Origin of the sequence: Geoalkalibacter ferrihydriticus DSM 17813 (assembly GCF_000820505.1) — a bacterium.
GTDB classification, from domain to species: Bacteria; Desulfobacterota; Desulfuromonadia; order Desulfuromonadales; family Geoalkalibacteraceae; genus Geoalkalibacter; species Geoalkalibacter ferrihydriticus.
Window position 1 is genome coordinate 73,325 of sequence record NZ_JWJD01000006.1, and the last position, 18,299, is coordinate 91,623.

Below are 18,299 nucleotides of genomic sequence, written 5' to 3' on the forward strand. Positions count from 1 at the left end.
TGGTGGATTAGTCTGCGTGCGAAACCGCCTCCAGCAATTCATTCAGGCTCAACCCTATCTGAATTTTTTGACCGAGCCCAGCGTCTTTTCGCCGATAAATATCAAAGCGCGGGTGGCGCTCGCCGTTCTCGTCCTTGGCCAGGCTGCTGGTGACCACGCCGAAATCGGCGAGCTGCGCCTGGCTGCAACTGTTGGGACACCCCGAGATGGCCCAGCTCAGTTTGCGGGCGTCCGCAGGCATGGACTTGAGCAGCGCGCGCGCCACATCGCGGGTAGGTGACAGCCCCATGCGGCAGGCATGGTTGCCTACGCACACCCGCAAGGTGGTTTGTTCCTCCCGGGAGTCGCCGCGCAGACCGGCAGTTGCGAGACTTTCGATCAGTGCATCGCGGTCGTCGTCACTTAAGGGGGCAAAGGCCAGGTTCTGATCGGCGGTGATGGCCAGATAGCCCCCGGCATGACTGCGCGCAAGTTCTGCCAGTCGGCGCAGCAGGGCTGCCTCCAGATCCCCGGCAAAGATTGCCGCAGTCACCGGCAAGCCCCCCCCGGGTGGCGCGGGCGCGGCATCGAGACCGCCGGGGGCAAGTTGTTGGGGGCGAACGGCCAGTTCGGTTTCCAGCAAGCGCCGGAAGGTGCTTTCGCCGACCCGGCGCAACAGGAGCTTGAGGCGCTTGCCCGGCGGCGTGTGCCGGGCGTAAACGCGCACCACCGCTTCAACCAGCGCAAGCAGACGGTCTTCAGCGTAGGCTTCTTCAAGCCGTATGGCGGCCTGGGGCTCACGGCCGAGGCCGCCGCCCACCCATACGTCATAGCGCGCTTCACCGTTTTCGTTGCCGACCAGAACCAGACCGATGTCCTGAATCAGATGGCGCGCGCCGGTGTAGCCGTCTTCCACGGCGATCTTGAATTTTTTCGGCAGGCCTTCAAAGTGCGGGTTGCCGGCGAAATGCCGGTGTAGGCGACGGGCCAGCGCCTGGGTCTGAGCGAAATTGGGCGAAAAGCTGGTGCTGCAGGCAATGCCGCGTACCGCCCCGCCGCAGGCGCCGCGGCTGGTCAGCCCGACCGCCGCGAGACCGGCGCCGATGGCGGCAAGATCGGTGTAGCACACGCGGTGCAATTCGATGCTGCCGCGGGTGGTCAGATGCAGGCGTGCGCCGGCGAAGCGCTCGGCCAACTCGGCCGCCTTGAGGGCCTGTTCGACAGAGAGTACCCCGGCGGGGACCTTGATGCGCAGCATCAACTCGTCCTCGTCGTTCATGCGGTAGACGCCGTCGAGGCGTAGTTTCTGGAAATCAATGGTGCGTTTTGCGGGGTGGGCGGAAATCATGCACGCGTCCTTGGGTGATTATCCTGTGGTTGTGGAGTAGGGGCGCAGTCTGCTGCGCCCCTGCGCGTTTCGATCGTCGGGGCGACGCATGCGTCGCCCCGGACAAGGCATGCCTTGCCCCTACAGATCCAATTTCTTCACGATGCCTTCGGTCAGATCCGCGGGTGCGCCCTGATTGTCAGCCAGGACCAACTCGGCCTGATCCGTCGCCGGGAAATCCGGGGAGGCGAGGCAGATCTCGGTAAATTCGCCTTCGCCAAACCGGGTCCGTACCTGAGCGGCGTCGCTGCCGTCGACCAGTACGATCAACCCGGCGTCGAGCAGAATGCGGGCCGTTGCGGCGAGCTCCGCCGGTTCCTGCCCCTGGTTGACCAGGCGCATGCTGTGCCGGCCGAGACTGTGGAGTTTCTTTTCCACCAGGGCGCTCAGGTGTGCGCCGTTGCCTCCGCTGAACCATAGGACCTGCGGCTTCTGACCCTTGAGGGCGGCCCGACTCTCCCGGCTCACTTCGATGCTCTGCCAGTGGCTGCGCGATTGCAGCAGGGGCTGATGAATCATGCCCGCGCCGACGGTGGCGTTGCTGAGCCGGTCGATGAGAATGAAGCTGCCGGTGGCGCGATTCTGCCGGTATGAGTCAAAGGAAATCGGTTTGGCGGTGCTCAGGCCGCACACGCCGATCTCGTTGAGGCCGAGTTTGCCGCCGGGTTCCTGCTGCAGCGTGTTGACGTTGACCTTGAATTTGAGATCGACGACCTGCGCCGGCGTGGTTGAGGAACCCGCCTTGAGCAGATAACTGCGCCCCGCCACCAGCGCGTCCTCGTGCAGCCATACCAGCTTGGCTTCGAAATGGTCGGCATGGTAGGGCGCCTCTGCAACGGCGGACAGGGTGTCGCCGCGGCTGATGTCGATCTCGTCGGCAAGCGTCAGGGTGACCGCCTGGCCCGCCACGGCGCGCGGCAGGTCGCCGTCGAAGGTGACGATGCGCGCCACGCGGCTCTTCTGCCCCGAGGAGGTCACCACCACCTCGTCGCCGGGATGGATGGTGCCCGCTGCTATTGTACCGCAGAAACCGCGGAAATCGAGGTTGGGGCGATTGACCCACTGCACGCGCATGCGAAAGGGCTTGCCCTGGGCGTTGTCGGCGACCTGCACGTTTTCCAGATATTCCAGCAGCTGCGGCCCCTGGTACCAGGGAGTGGCGGCGCTGGGCGTGATGACGTTGTCGCCGTTGAGGGCGGAGATGGGGATCGGGCGGATTTCCTCGAATCCCAGGGAGGCGGAGAAATTGCGGTAATCGCGCAGAATCTCGTTGAAGCGCTCCTCGCTGTAGTCGACCAGATCCATCTTGTTGATGGCCAGCACTACGTGGCGGATGCCCACCAGCGACGCCAGGTAGCTGTGGCGGCGGGTCTGGGTGAGCACGCCCTTGCGTGCATCGATGAGAATAATGGCGACTTGGGCCGTCGAGGCGCCGGTGACCATGTTGCGTGTGTACTGCTCGTGTCCGGGCGTGTCGGCGACGATGAATTTGCGCTTGTCTGTGGAGAAAAAGCGGTAGGCCACGTCGATGGTGATGCCCTGCTCGCGCTCGGCCTGCAGCCCGTCGAGGAGCAGGGCGTAATCGATGTTTTCGCCCTGGGTGCCCACGCGGCGGCTGTCGGCTTCCAGGCTGGCCAGCTGATCCTCGAAGACCATTTTCGAGTCCCACAGCAGCCGGCCGATGAGAGTGCTCTTGCCGTCATCGACGCTGCCGCAGGTGATGAAGCGCAGCATGCCTTTTTCTTCCTGCTGTTTGAGGTAGGCGTGAATGTCGTCGGCGATGAGATCGGATTGATGGGCCATCAGAAATATCCTTCCTGCTTCTTCTTTTCCATGGAGCCGGCCGAGTCGTGGTCGATGACCCGTCCCTGGCGTTCGGAGGTGCGGGTGAGCAGCATCTCCTGGATAATTTCGGGCAGGGTGGCGGCGGTTGATTCCACCGCGGCGGTCAGGGGATAGCAGCCCAGGGTGCGAAAGCGCACCGATTTGGTCTGTACCTGCTCGCCGGGTTTAAGTTCGAGCCGCGCGTCATCGACCAGGATAAGCATGCCGTCGCGCTCCACCACCGGTCGTTGCTTGGCGAAATAGAGGGGTACGATGGGAATGTTCTCTAAATAGATGTATTGCCAGATGTCGAGTTCCGTCCAGTTGGACAGGGGAAAGGCGCGGATGCTCTCGCCCTGGCGCACCCGGGCGTTGTAGATGTTCCACAGCTCGGGGCGCTGGTTCTTGGGGTCCCAGCGGTGGCTTTCGCTGCGAAAGGAAAAGATGCGCTCCTTGGCGCGGGATTTCTCCTCGTCGCGGCGCGCGCCGCCGAAGGCCGCGTCGAATTTGTATTTATCGAGGGCCTGCTTGAGAGCCTCGGTTTTCATCACGTCGGTGTGCACCGCCGAGCCGTGGCTGAAGGGGCCGACACCCTGGCGCACACCTTCTTCATTGATATGCACAAGCAGATCGAAGCCGCCCTCATGCGCCATGCGGTCGCGAAATTCGATCATCTCGCGAAATTTCCAGGTGGTATCCACGTGCAGCAGGGGAAAGGGCGGGCGCGAAGGAAAAAAGGCCTTGCGCGCCAGATGCAGCATGACCGCAGAATCCTTGCCGATGGAATAGAGCATCACCGGATTCTCAAACTCGGCGGCGACTTCGCGCATGATGTGAATGCTCTCGGCTTCGAGCTGTTTCAGATGGGTCAACATGAATCCTCCAAATCGGTGCTTTGTAGGGGCGACCCGCTGGGTCGCCCAGGGCGAGGCAGCGCCTCGCCCCTACCGGCGGTGCAGGCCGCATTCCTTGTGCTCGGGGTTTTCCCACCACCAGCGTCCGGCGCGTTCGTCCTCGCCGGGTTGTACGGCGCGGGTGCAGGGAGCGCAGCCGATGGACGGATAGCCCTGGCGGTGCAGGCGGTTGACGGGAATGCGCCGGCTTTCGGCATATTCCCACACCTGGGCGCTGCTCCAGAACGTCAGGGGGTTGATTTTGAGGATGCCACCGTGGGCGGCGTCGCTTTCCAGGGGGGCGATGGCGTCGCGGGTGACGCTCTGTTCGCGGCGCAGGCCGGTGATCCAGCCAGAGAGGCCTTCCAGGGCGCGCCCCAGGGGTTCGATTTTGCGGATGCGGCAGCATTCCTTGCGGTTTTCGAGGCTTTCGCGAAAGCTGAACAGACCTTTGCTGCGTTCCAGGGTTTCCACCGCTTCGCGCTTGGGAAAATACCAGTCGATCTTGATTCCGTAGCGCTCGCGCACGGCCTCGGCCACCTCGTAGGTTTCTTCGTTGAGGCGGCCGGTGTCGAGGGCGAAAACGCGCACGGAGCGATCCACTTCCTGGAGCAGGTCGATGATCACCACGTCCTCGACGCTGAAGGAGCAGGCCAGGGCGACGGGGCCACCCGCAGCTTGCAGGCCGGCGCGCAGAATCGTCTGGGGGGAATGCTCTTCCGTGAGGTGGGGCAGCGGCGAACCTGACTGAGTCACAGTAGTCTCCTGGGGAAAGCTTGGTTGTTTGATTCGTTGATTGACCGGTAAATCATATTTGTCTGCTGTGGAATTGTCAAGAATAAAATGTGCAAAATTGTCGGGTAATTTGGAGTTGTAAACTTTATAAAATTTATGTAGTAACTGGGGGCGGGTTTGTTGAAGATGCGGAAGGTGGATATTTCAGTGCAGGGAAAATTGACCTCCAGCGCGGCTGGAGTATAATAAAAACAAACAAAGAAGATTTGCGAAGGCCGCCTATGGCCTTCTTTTGCCCTGGACAGCTTTCCCTCCTAGTGTCCGGGGTTTTTTTCAGCGGACAAAAAAATGGCCGAACCCGGTGTGGGGTTCGGCCACTTCAATCAGATGGATAGGGGGGGGTCAGACCGCCGGCGGCGCGCTGAGGTTTTGCAGGTGAGGTAGCGCGGCGATATTCTCTTCTTCCATGGAGGATAGGCGGGCAAAGGTGTATTCGGCGAGCACCCGCGTCATCTCGTCGCGAATGTGCCGCCAGGCGCCATGCACGGGACAGAAGACGTCGCGTGCGCAGGAGCCTTCCCCCATCAGGCACTGGTTGATGTAAATGGGACCTTCCTCGGCCTCAACCACATCGAGTAGCGTAATGCGTTCGGGGGAGCGAGCCAGGTAAAAGCCGCCGCCGACGCCGCGCTGCGAGCCGACGATGCCCGCTTTGATCAACGGTTGTAGAATCTTGGTGAGAAACGCCGGGGTGATGTTCTGCGTCTGGCAGATGTCCTTTTTCAGAACAATTTCGCCTTCGGGTTGCTTGGCCAGATACAGCACCGCCCGGATGGCATATTCGGTTGCGCGCGTAATGAGCACGTTGCTGCCTCCCTGGATTGTTAACCACTTAGGTTATGGATACTCGGCCCTGTCGTATTTGTCAAGTTTTTCAAGGTTTATGCCCGGCCTTCCGGGCTTGACAGGGGAGCGGTCCAGCGGCAAGATGCTGATATTGTCAATGCATTGAACCTGGATCCGTGAGATCCGAACGGGCAAGAGCGCAAGTCATTGACCTGCCTAAGCATTCAAAAAATCGCCGATGAACCTATGGGTGCACCTCAGATTTTTTGAAACACTTATTCAGGCCNCCTGGATCCGTGAGATCCGAACGGGCAAGAGCGCAAGTCATTGACCTGCCTAAGCATTCAAAAAATCGCCGATGAACCTATGGGTGCACCTCAGATTTTTTGAAACACTTATTCAAGCCAAGCACTGGCACTCTTTTCCCGCCCAGATCTCACGGATCCAGGTTGAAGTGATTTGAGCGAAGATGACATTTTCTGAAAAGACACTTGTCGTCGGCCGCTTTGCCCCGAGTCCGACCGGCCCTCTGCATATTGGCTCCCTGGTGGCGGCGGTGGGCAGTTACTGCTTGGCGCGGCGCGATGGTGGGCGCTGGCTGGTGCGCATGGAGGATCTCGATGCGCCGCGGGTCGTGCCCGGGGCCGCGGAAGATATCCTGCGGACCTTGGAAGCTTTCGGTCTGTGCTGGGATGGTGCGGTTCTCTGGCAGAGCCGCCGCACGGCGGTCTATGAGGAGGCTCTTGAGGCCCTGAAAGCCAAGGGGCTGGTGTTTGACTGTGCTTGCTCGCGCCGGGAGATTTTGGCCAGCGCGCCCCATGTCGGGGAGGAGGGGGGTATCTATCCCGGCACTTGCCGCGAGGGCTTGCCGCGGGGAAGGAGGCCGCGGGCTTTGCGTCTGCGCGTGCCGGCAACCACTCTGTGTTTTAACGACGGGGTGAGCGGCCTCCAGGAGCAGCACCTTTCCACGGCAGTGGGCGATTTCATTCTGCGACGCGCCGATGGGCTGTTCGCCTATCAGTTGGCGGTTGTGGTGGACGATCATGCCTGTGGCGTCAATCAGGTGGTGCGGGGTGCCGATCTTCTCGGTTCGACTCCGCGCCAGATATATCTGCATGAATGTCTCGGACATGCGCCCCCGCTCTATTACCACTTGCCCCTGGCGCTGGGCGAAGATGGCGAGAAAATCAGCAAGCGTCATGGCCCGGTTTCCATTGGCTGCGGCGAGAAGCCCGCGCCGTTGTTGTGCCGGGTTCTGGAGTTCCTCGGACAACAGGTGCCGCCGGATCTTGCGCAAGAAAGTCCCGGGGTGGTTCTGGAATGGGCGGTGCGCCACTTCGATCCGGCCCTTATTCCTGTCGCGCCTGGTTTTTTTGCGCCGGAACGTAGGGATGGATAGTGATTTTTCTCGCTCGCAGTCGCGATAGCGGGTATGATTTGTCGACAGATCGTTTAGCAAGGGAGGAGCAGGGACATGCGTCGCTTGGTTGTGAGTTTGTTGGTTCTGGTACTCTTTTTGGCGGGGTGCCAAAGCGGCACCTACAAAATTCCCCGTGAAGAATTCACCCAGCAGGTGCGCACTCTCGGCGTGCTGCCGATTTTGATTGACGAAGACTCAAGTATTCAGCATCCCCAGGGCGAAGAAGTGCTGGCTCTGTTGCGGCGCCACAGCGCGGCGCGCGAAGAGCGCTTGATTCAGATTCTGCGTGACGGCGGTGGTTTTTTTGACGTGCGCCATGTCAATCAGGATCCGCGCCGTCTTTCTCAGCGGCTGCTGGTTGCGCGGGAAGCCGACGACGGCGGGCTGCCCTACGATTTCTCCGCGTCGACGGCACGCCAGATAGCCGATGAACTGGTAGTGGATGCATTGCTGGTGGTGACCCTGCACGGCCGTGAGGTCGTGGAGCGGCGCTGGGACCGCACCCGCCTCAATTTTCTGGAAGCCCCATACAACAATGTCTTGGCCGCCGCCGTGGTCATCGATCGCGACGGACAGATTCTATGGCGCCTTGACGAGGGTGCCGGCGCGAAATTTCTGGCCCTGCAATATCCGGATTTCGACGAGGCTTTTTACAATAAGGCCGATGCGGTTCGGCTGAAGTTTCTGACCCCGCAGGGTGTCGAAAGAACGCTGGAGGAACCTGGGGGTGGGCTGTTGGCGCGCAGCACTTATCCCAAACTCTACGCAGAGGTTTTTGAGCGCATTGGCCGTAGTCTGAAGCCGGGAGTTATCCGCTCCTGGCGCCCGGCCGCCCGGCCTCAGGAATAGGCAATATCTTCTCCATGGACGTTTTGCCGCGGTTTCGCCTGCCGGCTGGAAAGCCGACAGGCGAAGTGCTTAGGGACGCAAAACCGGGAGCTTGCGGAAATTATTGGTTGACATTCAGTTTGAAAGCGATTATGTATTTGGGCGTGTTGTTGCAGACGACACCCACTCATTCAAAGTGCAATCTGCTAGAATTACATTCCTTTCCAATCGACTCGATAAATAAAATCCGAAAATCTTGGTTGCCGAATATCGATAAATAGAGCTCTTTATTAAAACGACTCGACGAGACAGGCATCTCGTTTTTACCGAAGAGTCTTTTGCGCAGCGCTGTTCGCTAGCTCCCGGATTATGGAGTCGCGCAGCCGTGCATGAGGAAGACCCGCCAACATATCCCTGTTTTTCACAGATATTAATTTGTATTGTCGACTCTCCAGTAACCGCATCTGCTGCGGTGCGCGGCCCATGTTCGCGCGTGGAGTTGTCCGGAGCGCCGGCATGGACCGGTGGAGAAGCTTTGAAGAGGAGCGTTTAGGAGGCCCATGAACCTGAAAGAGCTGAAAGAGAAAAAAATCCAGGAACTGACTGCAATCGGCAAGGATCTCGGTGTGGAGGGCGCCGCGGGGATGCGCAAGCAGGACCTGATTTTCTCCATCCTCAACGCCGCCTCGGAAAAAAACGGCGCGATTTTCGGCGAAGGCGTCCTGGAAATCCTGCCGGACGGGTTCGGTTTTCTGCGTGCCCCCGACGCCAACTATCTGCCCGGTCCCGACGATATCTATGTGTCGCCTTCGCAGATCCGCCGCTTCAATCTGCGCACCGGCGATACGGTTGCCGGGCAGATCCGTCCGCCCAAGGAGGGTGAGCGTTATTTTGCTCTGCTCAAAGTGGCCGAGGTCAATTTCGAGAATCCCTCGGTGGCCAGGGAAAAAGTTCTGTTCGACAACCTTACCCCGCTCTATCCCGAGGAGCGTCTGGTCCTGGAAACGGCGCCGGACAATCTGCCGATGCGCGTTATCGATCTGGCGACTCCGGTGGGCAAGGGGCAGCGCGCCCTCATCGTCGCCCCACCGCGTACCGGCAAGACCATGCTGCTGCAAAATATCGCCAATTCCATCACCGCAAACCACCCCGAAGCCTACCTGATCGTGCTGCTCATCGACGAACGTCCCGAAGAGGTCACCGACATGCAGCGCAACGTCAACGGCGAGGTCATTTCTTCGACCTTTGACGAGCCCGCCACGCGTCACGTGCAGGTGGCGGAAATGGTCATTGAAAAAGCCAAGCGGCTGGTTGAGCACAAGCGCGATGTGGTGATTTTGCTTGATTCCATCACCCGCCTGGCGCGTGCTTACAATACGGTGGTGCCACCTTCGGGGAAAATTCTCTCCGGCGGTGTCGATTCCAACGCGCTGCACAAGCCCAAACGGTTTTTCGGCGCGGCGCGCAACATCGAGGAGGGTGGCAGTCTGACTATCATCGCCACCGCTCTGGTCGATACGGGCAGCAAGATGGATGAGGTCATCTTTGAGGAATTCAAGGGCACCGGCAACATGGAACTGCTCCTCGACCGGCGTCTGGTGGACAAGCGCACCTTCCCGGCCGTCGATATCAACAAGTCGGGTACCCGGCGCGAGGAATTGCTGGTCGACAAGACCTCCTTGCAGCGCATCTGGTTGCTGCGTAAGGTTCTCTCCACCATGAATGTGGTGGACAGTCTGGAGTTTCTTCTGGAAAAGCTCGGAGAAACCAAGAGTAACCGGGAATTTCTGGAATCCATGAATCAGTAATCCCCGCCCGGTCTGCCGATGCAGGCGATGCGGGCCTTGCTTTTTTGTGGGAAAAGTGATAAAAGGCACCTCTTGTGCTTTGTGGCACGAACAATACAGCCTGTACCCGCCAGGCCCCAAGGAGAAACACAATGAAAAAAGATATCCATCCCGCGTATCAGGACGTTCAGATCAAGTGTGGTTGCGGCAATGTTGTCGAAACCCGCTCGACTCTCAAAAGCGATTTCATGACGGAAATCTGCTCTGCCTGTCATCCCTTTTATACCGGCAAGCAAAAACTGATCGATACCGCCGGGCGCGTAGAGCGCTTCCGTCGCAAATATGGTCAGGGTGAGAAGAAGTAGCCTGCTCGTTTTCGAAATGTTCTTGCCTTTCTGAAGCCCTGCGCCTGTCTCCCTGCGGGAGACAGGCGTGCAGTTTTTTCAGGGCTATTCTTTCCTCCCCGGGTTCGGCCCGGATTTCGCCCGTGGTTTTCCATGCGCGTTTCATTGCTCACCCATACTCCCGATCCGGAACGGACGGTGGCCGCCGCGGCACGACTGTGCTATTCGGATTCTTCCATCGGCGAACTGATGGACAGGTCGGGGTCCGACCGTGCTGCGTTTCTGCGCAAGATCCTGTCGTTGGGCCATTTTTCCGTGCTCGAACACGCCAGTTTTACCTTCGGCATCGAAGGCATCAGCCGTGCCTGCTCCCACCAGTTGGTGCGCCACCGCATCGCTTCCTACTCTCAACAGAGTCAGCGTTATGTCTCGCATCGCGAGCGCTTTGATGCCGTGACGCCGCCGAGCATTGCTGCTCAGCCCGAACTGCTGCAACGCTACGAAACGCTGCTGCATCAGATACACGAGACCTACCGTGATTTTCTCAATGCGGGAATTGCTGCCGAGGACGCGCGTTTCGTGCTGCCCAATGCCGCTGCCACCAAGCTCGTGATGACCATGAATGCGCGCGAGCTGCGTCACTTCTTTGAGTTGCGCTGCTGTCGTCGGGCACAATGGGAAATTCGTGCCATGGCGGTGGACATGCTGCGTTTGTGCCGCAAGGCAGCCTCTCTGCTGTTTGCCGATGCCGGGCCGGGGTGTCTGGCGGGGCGTTGTCCCGAAGGGGCCATGACCTGCGGTGAAATGGCGCAGGTGCGTGAAGAATTTTCGCAATTAGGATAATGCATGTTCAACAAGCTTGAAGAAGTGGTCGATCGTTTTCGCGAGGTGGAGGGCCTGCTGTCGGATCCGACGGTGGTCTCCAACCAGGAGAAATACCGCGCGTTGACCAAAGAACATTCCTCTCTCTCGGAGGTCGTCGAGGTCTTTCAGCGTTATAAGAAAGTCTGCGAGGCCATCGCCGGTAACCGCGAACTGCTACGCGATCCGGATCCCGAGGTCAAAGAGATGGCGCGGGCCGAATTGCCCGAACTCGAAGGGGCCAAGGAGCAGCTCGAAAAGGATCTGCATTTCCTGCTTCTGCCCCGCGATCCCAACGACGACAAGAACATTCTTCTCGAAGTCCGCGCCGGCACCGGCGGCGAGGAAGCCGCCCTGTTCGCCGCCGACCTTTTCCGCATGTACTCGCGTTACGCCGACGCCAAGGGCTGGAAAGTTGAGATCATGAGCCTTTCCGAAGCCGACGCCGGAGGGATCAAGGAGGTCATCGCCCTGATCCGCGGCAACCGCGTTTATTCGCGCCTCAAGTTTGAAAGCGGTACCCATCGCGTGCAGCGGGTTCCGGCCACGGAAGCCCAGGGGCGCATCCATACCTCGGCCTGCACCGTGGCGGTGCTTCCCGAGGCTGACGAGGTGGACCTCGACATCGATCCCGGCGATTTGCGCATCGATGTGTATCGCTCTTCCGGGGCCGGCGGCCAGCACGTCAACAAGACCGACTCGGCGGTGCGCATCACCCATATCCCCACCGGCGTTGCGGTAGCCTGCCAGGACGAGAAGTCCCAGCACAAGAATAAAGCCAAGGCCATGAAGATCCTCAGCTCACGCATTCTTGAAAGTCTGCGCGCCGAACAGGATGCGAAAATGGCCGCTGATCGCAAGAGTCAGGTGGGCAGCGGCGACCGCAGCGAGCGTATCCGCACCTACAATTTTCCCCAGGGGCGCTGCACCGACCATCGCATCGGCCTGACCTTGTATCGGCTCGAAGCCATTATGCAGGGCGACCTCGATGAGATCGTCGATGCGCTCACCACCCACTCCCAGAGTGATGCTCTCAGCGGGCAGGAGGCTTAGTGTCCGCTGCGCCGGTGAATGAAAGTTGGACGGTTCTCAAGGTTCTGGAGTGGACCGCCGGTTATTTTCGCGAACGTGGTATCGAATCGGCGCGGCTTGACGCCGATCTGCTGCTGGCCGCAACCCTTGAAGTCGATCGGGTCGGCTTGTATTTGCGCTATGACCAACCTTTGCAGGCGCAGGAGCTGAGTCGCTTTCGCGCTCTGGTGGCGCGGCGCGCGCGCCGTGAACCCCTGGCTTACATTCTTGGCGAGGCGGAGTTCTGGTCTTTGTCCTTTAAGGTTTCATCGGGGGTGTTGATCCCTCGCCCCGACACCGAGGTGCTGGTAGAAGAGGCTCTGGCTTGCGGTCCCGCTGAAGCCCGGGTTCTCGATGTCGGGACTGGGAGCGGTGCTCTCGCCGTGGCCCTGGTCGTGGAACGGCCCGCCTGGCAGATGACGGCCCTCGATGTGTCGAATCTCGCTCTGGAGGTGGCCACAGGCAATGCCGCTCGGCACGGGGTGCGGGAGCGCATACGTTTTCTGCTCGGCGACCTGGCGCACCTGCCGGAAGAGGAATTCGATCTGATCATTGCCAACCCACCCTATATCCCCAGCGACGATCTGTCCGGCCTCATGGCCGATGTGCGGGACTTCGAGCCGCACCTGGCCCTGGACGGCGGCGCCGACGGGCTGGCTGCCTACCGCGCTTTGGCTTCCCAGGCGCCGACGCGTCTGAGCCCCGGCGGTTGGCTGCTCGTCGAAATCGGTCAGGGGCAAGAGGTGGCGGTGACAGAGCTTTTTCAACAGGCGGGACTTGGGGAGATTCATACCCGTGCCGACTACGCCGGGATCATCCGCGTGGTGGGCGGACGCATCTAAGGCTTGTTGCTGGTTTTTTGTCCCTCACGGTTTCTTTTGATTTTAACCAGGGACGAATCACCAGGGACAAAGGACCAATGACGGAGTCTTTTTTTGGATAAAATCATCATTCATGGCGGCAGGCGGCTCAAGGGTGAGGTTCAGGTCAGCGGTGCCAAGAATTCGGCCTTGCCCCTGCTCTTTGCCACGCTGTTGGCGCCCGGCGTGCATCGTGTCAGCAACGTGCCGCATTTGCGCGACATCGATACCGCCGAAAAATTGCTGAGTATTCTGGGCGCCCGGGTGGAGCGCGAAAACGGCACCTTTGCCGTAGACGCCACGTCTATCGAGAGCGTCGAGGCGCCCTATGATCTGGTGCGCACCATGCGCGCCTCGGTCCTGGTGCTGGGGCCCCTGCTGGCGCGCTGCGGCCATGCGCGGGTGAGCCTGCCGGGCGGTTGCGCCATCGGCGCGCGGCCCATCAACCTGCACCTCAAGGGCTTTGAGGCGCTGGGTGCGAAAATAACTCTCGATCATGGCTATGTCGAGGCGCGCGCCCGCAGTTTGCAGGGTGGGCGGGTGCGTTTTGATATTCCCACCGTGGGCGGCACGGAAAACCTGATGATGGCGGCCACTCTGGCCAAGGGCACGACAGTCATCGAAAACGCCGCCTGTGAACCCGAGATCGTCGATCTGGCGGAAGCCCTGGTGAAAATGGGTGCGCGCATCAAGGGGGCCGGCAGTGACACCCTGACCATTGAAGGCGTACGTGAACTTCAGCCCTTTGAACACACGGTCATGCCCGATCGCATCGAAGCCGGCACCTTTCTTGTCGCCGGCGCCATGACGCGCGGCGACGTGCGGGTTCGGGGACTGCGTTCCGCCCATCAGGAGGCACTGATCGTCAAGTTGCGCGAGGCGGGGGTTGAGATCAGCGGCGCTGGAGACGAGCTGCGGGTCAAGGGACCGCGGCGCATTACCCCCGTCGATATTCGCACCTCTCCCTATCCGGGTTTTCCGACGGACATGCAGGCTCAATTCATGGCGCTCATGGCCCTGTCCGACGGTGCCAGCGTCATCAATGAAAACGTCTTCGAAAATCGCTTTATGCATGTATGCGAGTTGCAGCGCATGGGCGCCGACATCGCTATCGACGGGCACACCGCCGTGGTGCGCGGGGTCAAAAAGCTGCTCGGCGCCCCGGTCATGGCCACCGATCTGCGCGCCAGCGCCTCGTTGATTCTGGCAGGCCTGGCCGCCGAAAACACCACCGAAGTTTCGCGCATCTATCACCTCGACCGCGGCTACGAGCGCATCGAAGAAAAGCTCAAAGGATTGGGCGCGGATATCGAGCGAGTCAAGGAATAAACCTGTCATGGGCGGCATGTCCCTGGTCATTGGTTTTTTCAGGTTTTTTGCCAGGGACAAATGACAAAGGACAAAGGACAGCCTTTATGAGCGACACCATCACTTTCGCCCTGCCCAAGGGGCGCATCATGAAAGATTCCATGGAGCTGTTCGCGCGCATCGGGATCACTTGTCCTGAAATGAGCGACGACAGCCGCAAGCTGGTGTTCGAAAACCGCGAAGATCGCCTGCGCTTCATGGCGGTGCGCGCTACCGACGTGCCGACTTATGTGGAGTACGGTTGCGCGGACATCGGCGTGGTGGGCAAAGATACCCTGCTCGAACAGGGCAAGGATCTCTATGAGCCGCTGGACCTCAAGTTCGGTTATTGTCGTCTGGTGGTGGCCGAACCCAAAGAGTTGCAGCGCATGGACGATCCCGCCAACTGGTCGAACATTCGCGTCGCCACCAAATACCCCAATATCACCGAGCGTTATTTCGCTGCCCGCGGGGTGCAGGTGGAGTTGATCAAGCTCTACGGCTCCATTGAGCTGGCGCCCCTGGTGGGGCTTGCCGAGCGCATCGTCGATCTGGTCTCCACCGGCGCCACGCTGCGCGAAAACGGCATGGTCGAAGTGGATACCATCGCCGACATCACAACGCGTCTCATTGTCAATCGCGCCAGCCTCAAGACCAAGCATCAGCGCATCCGCAAAATCATCGAGGGGCTGGAGCAGGTGGTGGGTGAGACGGTACGTATTTCAGGTTGAGGAAAAATATGCGGATTCTGCGTTTCAATGATGATGCCTTTGAACCAACCCTGCAAAAAATCGTCAACCGCGGCGCCGCTGCACAGGGTGATGTCTGCTTTACGGTGCAGGAAATCATCGACGACGTGCGTCGCCGTGGCGATTCGGCTCTTTTCGAGCACACCGAGAAGTACGACCGCCTGCGCCTGACCGCGGAGACTCTGGAGGTCAGTGCCGAGGAGATCGATCAGGCGCTGGCCGGGGTGAGCGAGGAATCTCTGGCAGCCCTGCGCCTGGCGGCGGAACGCATCGCCGCCTTTCACGCCAAGCAGAAGGAGCAGACCTGGCTCTCGACCGAGGAGGAGGACGTGCTCCTCGGCCAGATGGTGCGCCCCCTGGATCGCGTGGGGATCTATGTGCCCGGCGGCAAGGCTGCCTATCCTTCCTCGGTGTTGATGAACGCGGTGCCGGCCAAGGTCGCGGGTGTGCCCGAGGTCATTATGGTGGTGCCCATGCCCGGTGGTGAAGTCAATCCCCACGTACTCGCGGCGGCGCACCTGGCCGGGGTGGATCGCATCTTCAAGGTGGGTGGCGCCCAGGCCGTGGCGGCGCTGGCCTTCGGCACACAGAGTGTGCCGCGTGTCGACAAGATCACCGGGCCGGGCAACATCTACGTTGCGACCGCCAAGCAGCAGGTGTTCGGCCAGGTCGATATCGACATGATCGCCGGACCCAGCGAAATACTCATCATCAACGACGGCAGCGGTGACCCGGCGCATCTGGCCGCCGATTTGCTCGGCCAGGCCGAGCATGATGAGCTGGCCTCGTCGATTTTGATCACCACCGACGATAAAATCGCGAAAAAGGTGGCCAAAGAGGTGGAGAAGCAGCTCAAGGAACTCTCTCGCGAAACCATTGCGCGCAAGGCCATCGAGGCGTTCGGCGCGATTTTCATCGCGCGCGATCTCGATGAGGCCATCGCCTTTTCCAACCGCATCGCGCCTGAGCATCTCGAACTGGCGGTGGACAACCCCTTCGAGATTCTGCCGCGCATTCGTCATGCCGGGGCGATTTTCCTGGGGCATTACACTCCCGAAGCGGCAGGGGATTATCTGGCCGGACCCAACCATACTCTGCCCACGGGCGGCACGGCGCGCTTTTTTTCGCCCCTGTCGACCAATGATTTCGTCAAGAAGTCGAGTATTGTGTCCTTCTCGCGCAACGGACTGGAGCGCCTGGGCAAAGAAATTGTCCACATCGCCGAGCTGGAAGGCCTTGAGGCCCATGGGCGTTCGGTGTCGATCCGGCTGGAAAAATAAACGACATGTAGGGGCGACGCATGCGTCGCCCTGGGCAAGGCATGCCTTGCCCTACCCGTCCATTGGAGACAGTCATGGCACGCAAGGCAACCATCGAACGTAAAACCAGGGAAACCGACATCCGCGTCAGCCTCGAACTCGACGGCCGCGGCGCAAGCGAGATCCAGAGCCCGGTGCCCTTTTTCGATCACATGCTCACCCAGATCGCCCGCCACGGATTTTTCGACCTGGAGGTGGCCGCGCAGGGCGACATCGAGATCGATGCACATCACACCGTGGAAGACATCGGCATCTGCCTGGGCGAAGCCTTCAAGAAGGCCCTCGGCGACAAAGCCGGAATCCGGCGCTACGGGCGTGGTACCGCGCCCATGCACGAGGCTCTGGTCTCCGTGATCCTTGATTTTTCCGGACGCCCCTTTCTCGTGTTCAACGTCGATCTGCCCAAGGCTCAGGTGGGTAACTTCGACGTGGAGCTGGTGGAGGAATTTTTCACCGCTTTCTGCAATCACAGCGGCGCCAACATTCACGTCAATCTGGCCTACGGCGACAATTTGCACCACATCATCGAGGCTGTGTTCAAGGCCTTCGCGCGGGCGCTGGATGAAGCAACCCAAATTGATCCGCGCATCGAGGGCGTACTGTCGAGCAAGGGAAAACTGGAGTGAGTCGCATTACCATCATTGATTACGGCATGGGCAATCTGCGCTCGGTGCACAACGCCTTCGAGAGTTTGGGCTTCAGTGCCCGGGTGACGGACGATCCGCGGGTGGCGGCGCAGGCCGACCATCTGGTGCTGCCCGGGGTCGGCGCCTTCAAGGATTGCATGGAGCATCTGCGCGAGGGCGGCTTTATTGAACCCATCAAGGCCCATGTGGAGGCCGCTCGTCCCTTTCTCGGCATCTGTCTGGGACTGCAGGTGCTGTTCAGTGAAAGTGAGGAGTTCGGCCGTCATCAGGGCCTCGACATCATTCCCGGGCGGGTGGTGCGCTTCCCCGCGGATATGCAGGGGGGGGGCGAGGATCTCAAGGTGCCGCATATGGGCTGGAACCGCATCACCCTGGCGCGGCGGGCACCGATCTGCCGCGAGGTCGAAGACGGTGCTTTTGTCTACTTCGTTCACTCCTATTACGTGGTGCCCGAGGATCCCGGCGTGGTGGCGACCACCACCGACTACGGCATCAATTTCTGCTCCAGTATCTGGCGCGACAATGTTATGGCCACCCAGTTTCATCCCGAGAAGAGCCAACAGGTGGGCCTGCGGATTCTGCAAAACTTCGCAAACATGTAAATGCGTATGGCATGCGCCCTGGACGGACACCGTCCGCCCCTACGGAAGGATTTTATTTTATGCTCGTTATCCCCGCGATTGATCTGAAGGAAGGCCGTTGCGTCCGTTTGGAGCAGGGGCTCATGGACAAGGACACGGTTTATAACGACGACCCTGGCGCCCAGGCGCGCATCTGGCAGGAGCAGGGCGCCGAACTGTTGCACATCGTCGACCTTGACGGGGCCTTTGCCGGCGTGCCGAAAAACCGCGCGGCGATTCAGGCCATCGTTGCCGCTCTTGAGATCCCTGCGCAGATTGGCGGCGGCATCCGCGATCTGCAGACCATCGAGGGCTATCTGCAATTGGGCATCAAGCGGGTGATTCTCGGTACCGTGGCCAAAGAGAATCCGGCTCTGGTCAAGGAGGCTTGCCGGCTGTTCCCCGGCGCCATCGTGGTCGGCATCGACGCGCGCGACGGCTTCGTCGCCGTGCGCGGCTGGGCCGAGGTGACGAAGAAAAAAGCCAGTGAGTTGGCCAGGGAGCTCGAAGGCTACGGGGTCGAGGCGATCATCTACACGGATATCGCCCGTGACGGTATGATGCAGGGGCCCAATCTGCAGACTACCGGCGATCTGGCCCGCGCCATCAGTATCCCGGTCATTGCCTCGGGCGGCGTGTCGAGCGTGCAGGACATTCGTAACTTGCTGGCCCTTGAATCCCTGGGCGTGGCGGGTGTTATTACCGGCAAGGCCATCTACACGGGTGCCCTGGATCTGCGTGATGCGATTGCGGTGGCGCGTGGTGAGGTGCGCTGAAAAAAA

At 60.3% G+C, this 18,299-nt stretch carries 18 protein-coding genes; 13 read left to right on the forward strand and 5 right to left on the reverse strand.

The genetic code is table 11. The features are described 5' to 3' along the window. Positions 1-7: 7 nt before the first annotated feature. From GFER_RS13550 to GFER_RS13570, 5 genes are all read right to left on the reverse strand, one after another. Positions 8-1,327 (reverse strand): nitrite/sulfite reductase, encoded by a 1,320-nt coding sequence (locus GFER_RS13550; protein ID WP_040100262.1) that lies wholly within the window; start codon positions 1,325-1,327, stop codon positions 8-10. A 120-nt stretch (positions 1,328-1,447) separates the two neighbouring features. Then, positions 1,448-3,169 (reverse strand): sulfate adenylyltransferase subunit CysN, encoded by a 1,722-nt coding sequence (cysN, locus tag GFER_RS13555; RefSeq protein WP_040100263.1) that lies wholly within the window; start codon positions 3,167-3,169, stop codon positions 1,448-1,450. Then, positions 3,169-4,065, reverse strand: coding sequence for a sulfate adenylyltransferase subunit CysD (gene cysD, locus GFER_RS13560; protein WP_040100264.1), 897 nt, complete (start codon positions 4,063-4,065; stop codon positions 3,169-3,171). Before cysD ends, cysN begins: the two co-directional genes overlap by 1 nt. A gap of 69 nt (positions 4,066-4,134) precedes the next feature. After that, positions 4,135-4,839 carry a phosphoadenylyl-sulfate reductase gene (locus GFER_RS13565; protein ID WP_052446420.1) on the reverse strand — a complete coding sequence of 235 codons (705 nt, stop codon included), beginning with the start codon at positions 4,837-4,839 and terminating at the stop codon, positions 4,135-4,137. Positions 4,840-5,220: 381 nt separating this feature from the next. Then, positions 5,221-5,682: an RrF2 family transcriptional regulator gene (locus GFER_RS13570; protein ID WP_052446421.1), complete on the reverse strand. Its 462-nt coding sequence runs from the start codon at positions 5,680-5,682 to the stop codon at positions 5,221-5,223. A gap of 451 nt (positions 5,683-6,133) precedes the next feature. On the opposite strand from GFER_RS13570, the gene gluQRS reads away from it, so the two are divergent. The 13 genes from gluQRS to hisA all read left to right on the forward strand — a co-directional run bounded on the left by gluQRS (position 6,134) and on the right by hisA (position 18,293). Next, a complete protein-coding gene (gluQRS, locus tag GFER_RS13575) occupies positions 6,134-7,063 on the forward strand; it encodes a tRNA glutamyl-Q(34) synthetase GluQRS (RefSeq protein ID WP_040100265.1) in 930 nt (309 codons plus the stop codon). A 75-nt stretch (positions 7,064-7,138) separates the two neighbouring features. Continuing rightward, entirely contained in the window at positions 7,139-7,933 is a 795-nt protein-coding gene (locus GFER_RS13580) for a hypothetical protein (RefSeq protein WP_040100266.1), read from the forward strand. A 539-nt stretch (positions 7,934-8,472) separates the two neighbouring features. Next, on the forward strand, positions 8,473-9,720 hold the full coding sequence (gene rho / locus GFER_RS13585) for a transcription termination factor Rho (protein ID WP_040100267.1): 1,248 nt from the start codon (positions 8,473-8,475) through the stop codon (positions 9,718-9,720). A 131-nt stretch (positions 9,721-9,851) separates the two neighbouring features. Then, positions 9,852-10,064 carry a 50S ribosomal protein L31 gene (rpmE, locus tag GFER_RS13590; protein WP_040100268.1) on the forward strand — a complete coding sequence of 71 codons (213 nt, stop codon included), beginning with the start codon at positions 9,852-9,854 and terminating at the stop codon, positions 10,062-10,064. Between the two features lie 132 nt (positions 10,065-10,196). Beyond that, entirely contained in the window at positions 10,197-10,886 is a 690-nt protein-coding gene (gene thyX / locus GFER_RS13595) for an FAD-dependent thymidylate synthase (RefSeq protein ID WP_040100269.1), read from the forward strand. Between the two features lie 3 nt (positions 10,887-10,889). After that, positions 10,890-11,957, forward strand: coding sequence for a peptide chain release factor 1 (prfA, locus tag GFER_RS13600; RefSeq protein ID WP_040100270.1), 1,068 nt, complete (start codon positions 10,890-10,892; stop codon positions 11,955-11,957). Next, the gene (gene prmC / locus GFER_RS13605) at positions 11,957-12,817 is read left to right on the forward strand and encodes a peptide chain release factor N(5)-glutamine methyltransferase (RefSeq protein ID WP_040100271.1); all 861 of its coding nucleotides are present in this window, start codon (positions 11,957-11,959) and stop codon (positions 12,815-12,817) included. The genes prfA and prmC overlap by 1 nt, the downstream gene beginning before the upstream one ends. A 93-nt stretch (positions 12,818-12,910) precedes the next feature. Beyond that, positions 12,911-14,164: a UDP-N-acetylglucosamine 1-carboxyvinyltransferase gene (gene murA / locus GFER_RS13610; RefSeq protein ID WP_040100272.1), complete on the forward strand. Its 1,254-nt coding sequence runs from the start codon at positions 12,911-12,913 to the stop codon at positions 14,162-14,164. Positions 14,165-14,250: 86 nt separating this feature from the next. Next, complete coding sequence (gene hisG / locus GFER_RS13615) at positions 14,251-14,913, forward strand: ATP phosphoribosyltransferase (protein ID WP_040100273.1); 663 nt, start codon at positions 14,251-14,253, stop codon at positions 14,911-14,913. Positions 14,914-14,921: 8 nt separating this feature from the next. Continuing rightward, positions 14,922-16,211, forward strand: coding sequence for a histidinol dehydrogenase (gene hisD, locus GFER_RS13620; protein ID WP_040100276.1), 1,290 nt, complete (start codon positions 14,922-14,924; stop codon positions 16,209-16,211). Between the two features lie 74 nt (positions 16,212-16,285). Beyond that, positions 16,286-16,876, forward strand: coding sequence for an imidazoleglycerol-phosphate dehydratase HisB (gene hisB / locus GFER_RS13625; protein ID WP_040100278.1), 591 nt, complete (start codon positions 16,286-16,288; stop codon positions 16,874-16,876). Further along, positions 16,873-17,499 (forward strand): imidazole glycerol phosphate synthase subunit HisH, encoded by a 627-nt coding sequence (gene hisH, locus GFER_RS13630; protein WP_040100280.1) that lies wholly within the window; start codon positions 16,873-16,875, stop codon positions 17,497-17,499. The genes hisB and hisH overlap by 4 nt, the downstream gene beginning before the upstream one ends. A gap of 59 nt (positions 17,500-17,558) precedes the next feature. Continuing rightward, a complete protein-coding gene (hisA, locus tag GFER_RS13635) occupies positions 17,559-18,293 on the forward strand; it encodes a 1-(5-phosphoribosyl)-5-[(5-phosphoribosylamino)methylideneamino]imidazole-4-carboxamide isomerase (protein WP_040100283.1) in 735 nt (244 codons plus the stop codon). Positions 18,294-18,299: the final 6 nt, after the last annotated feature.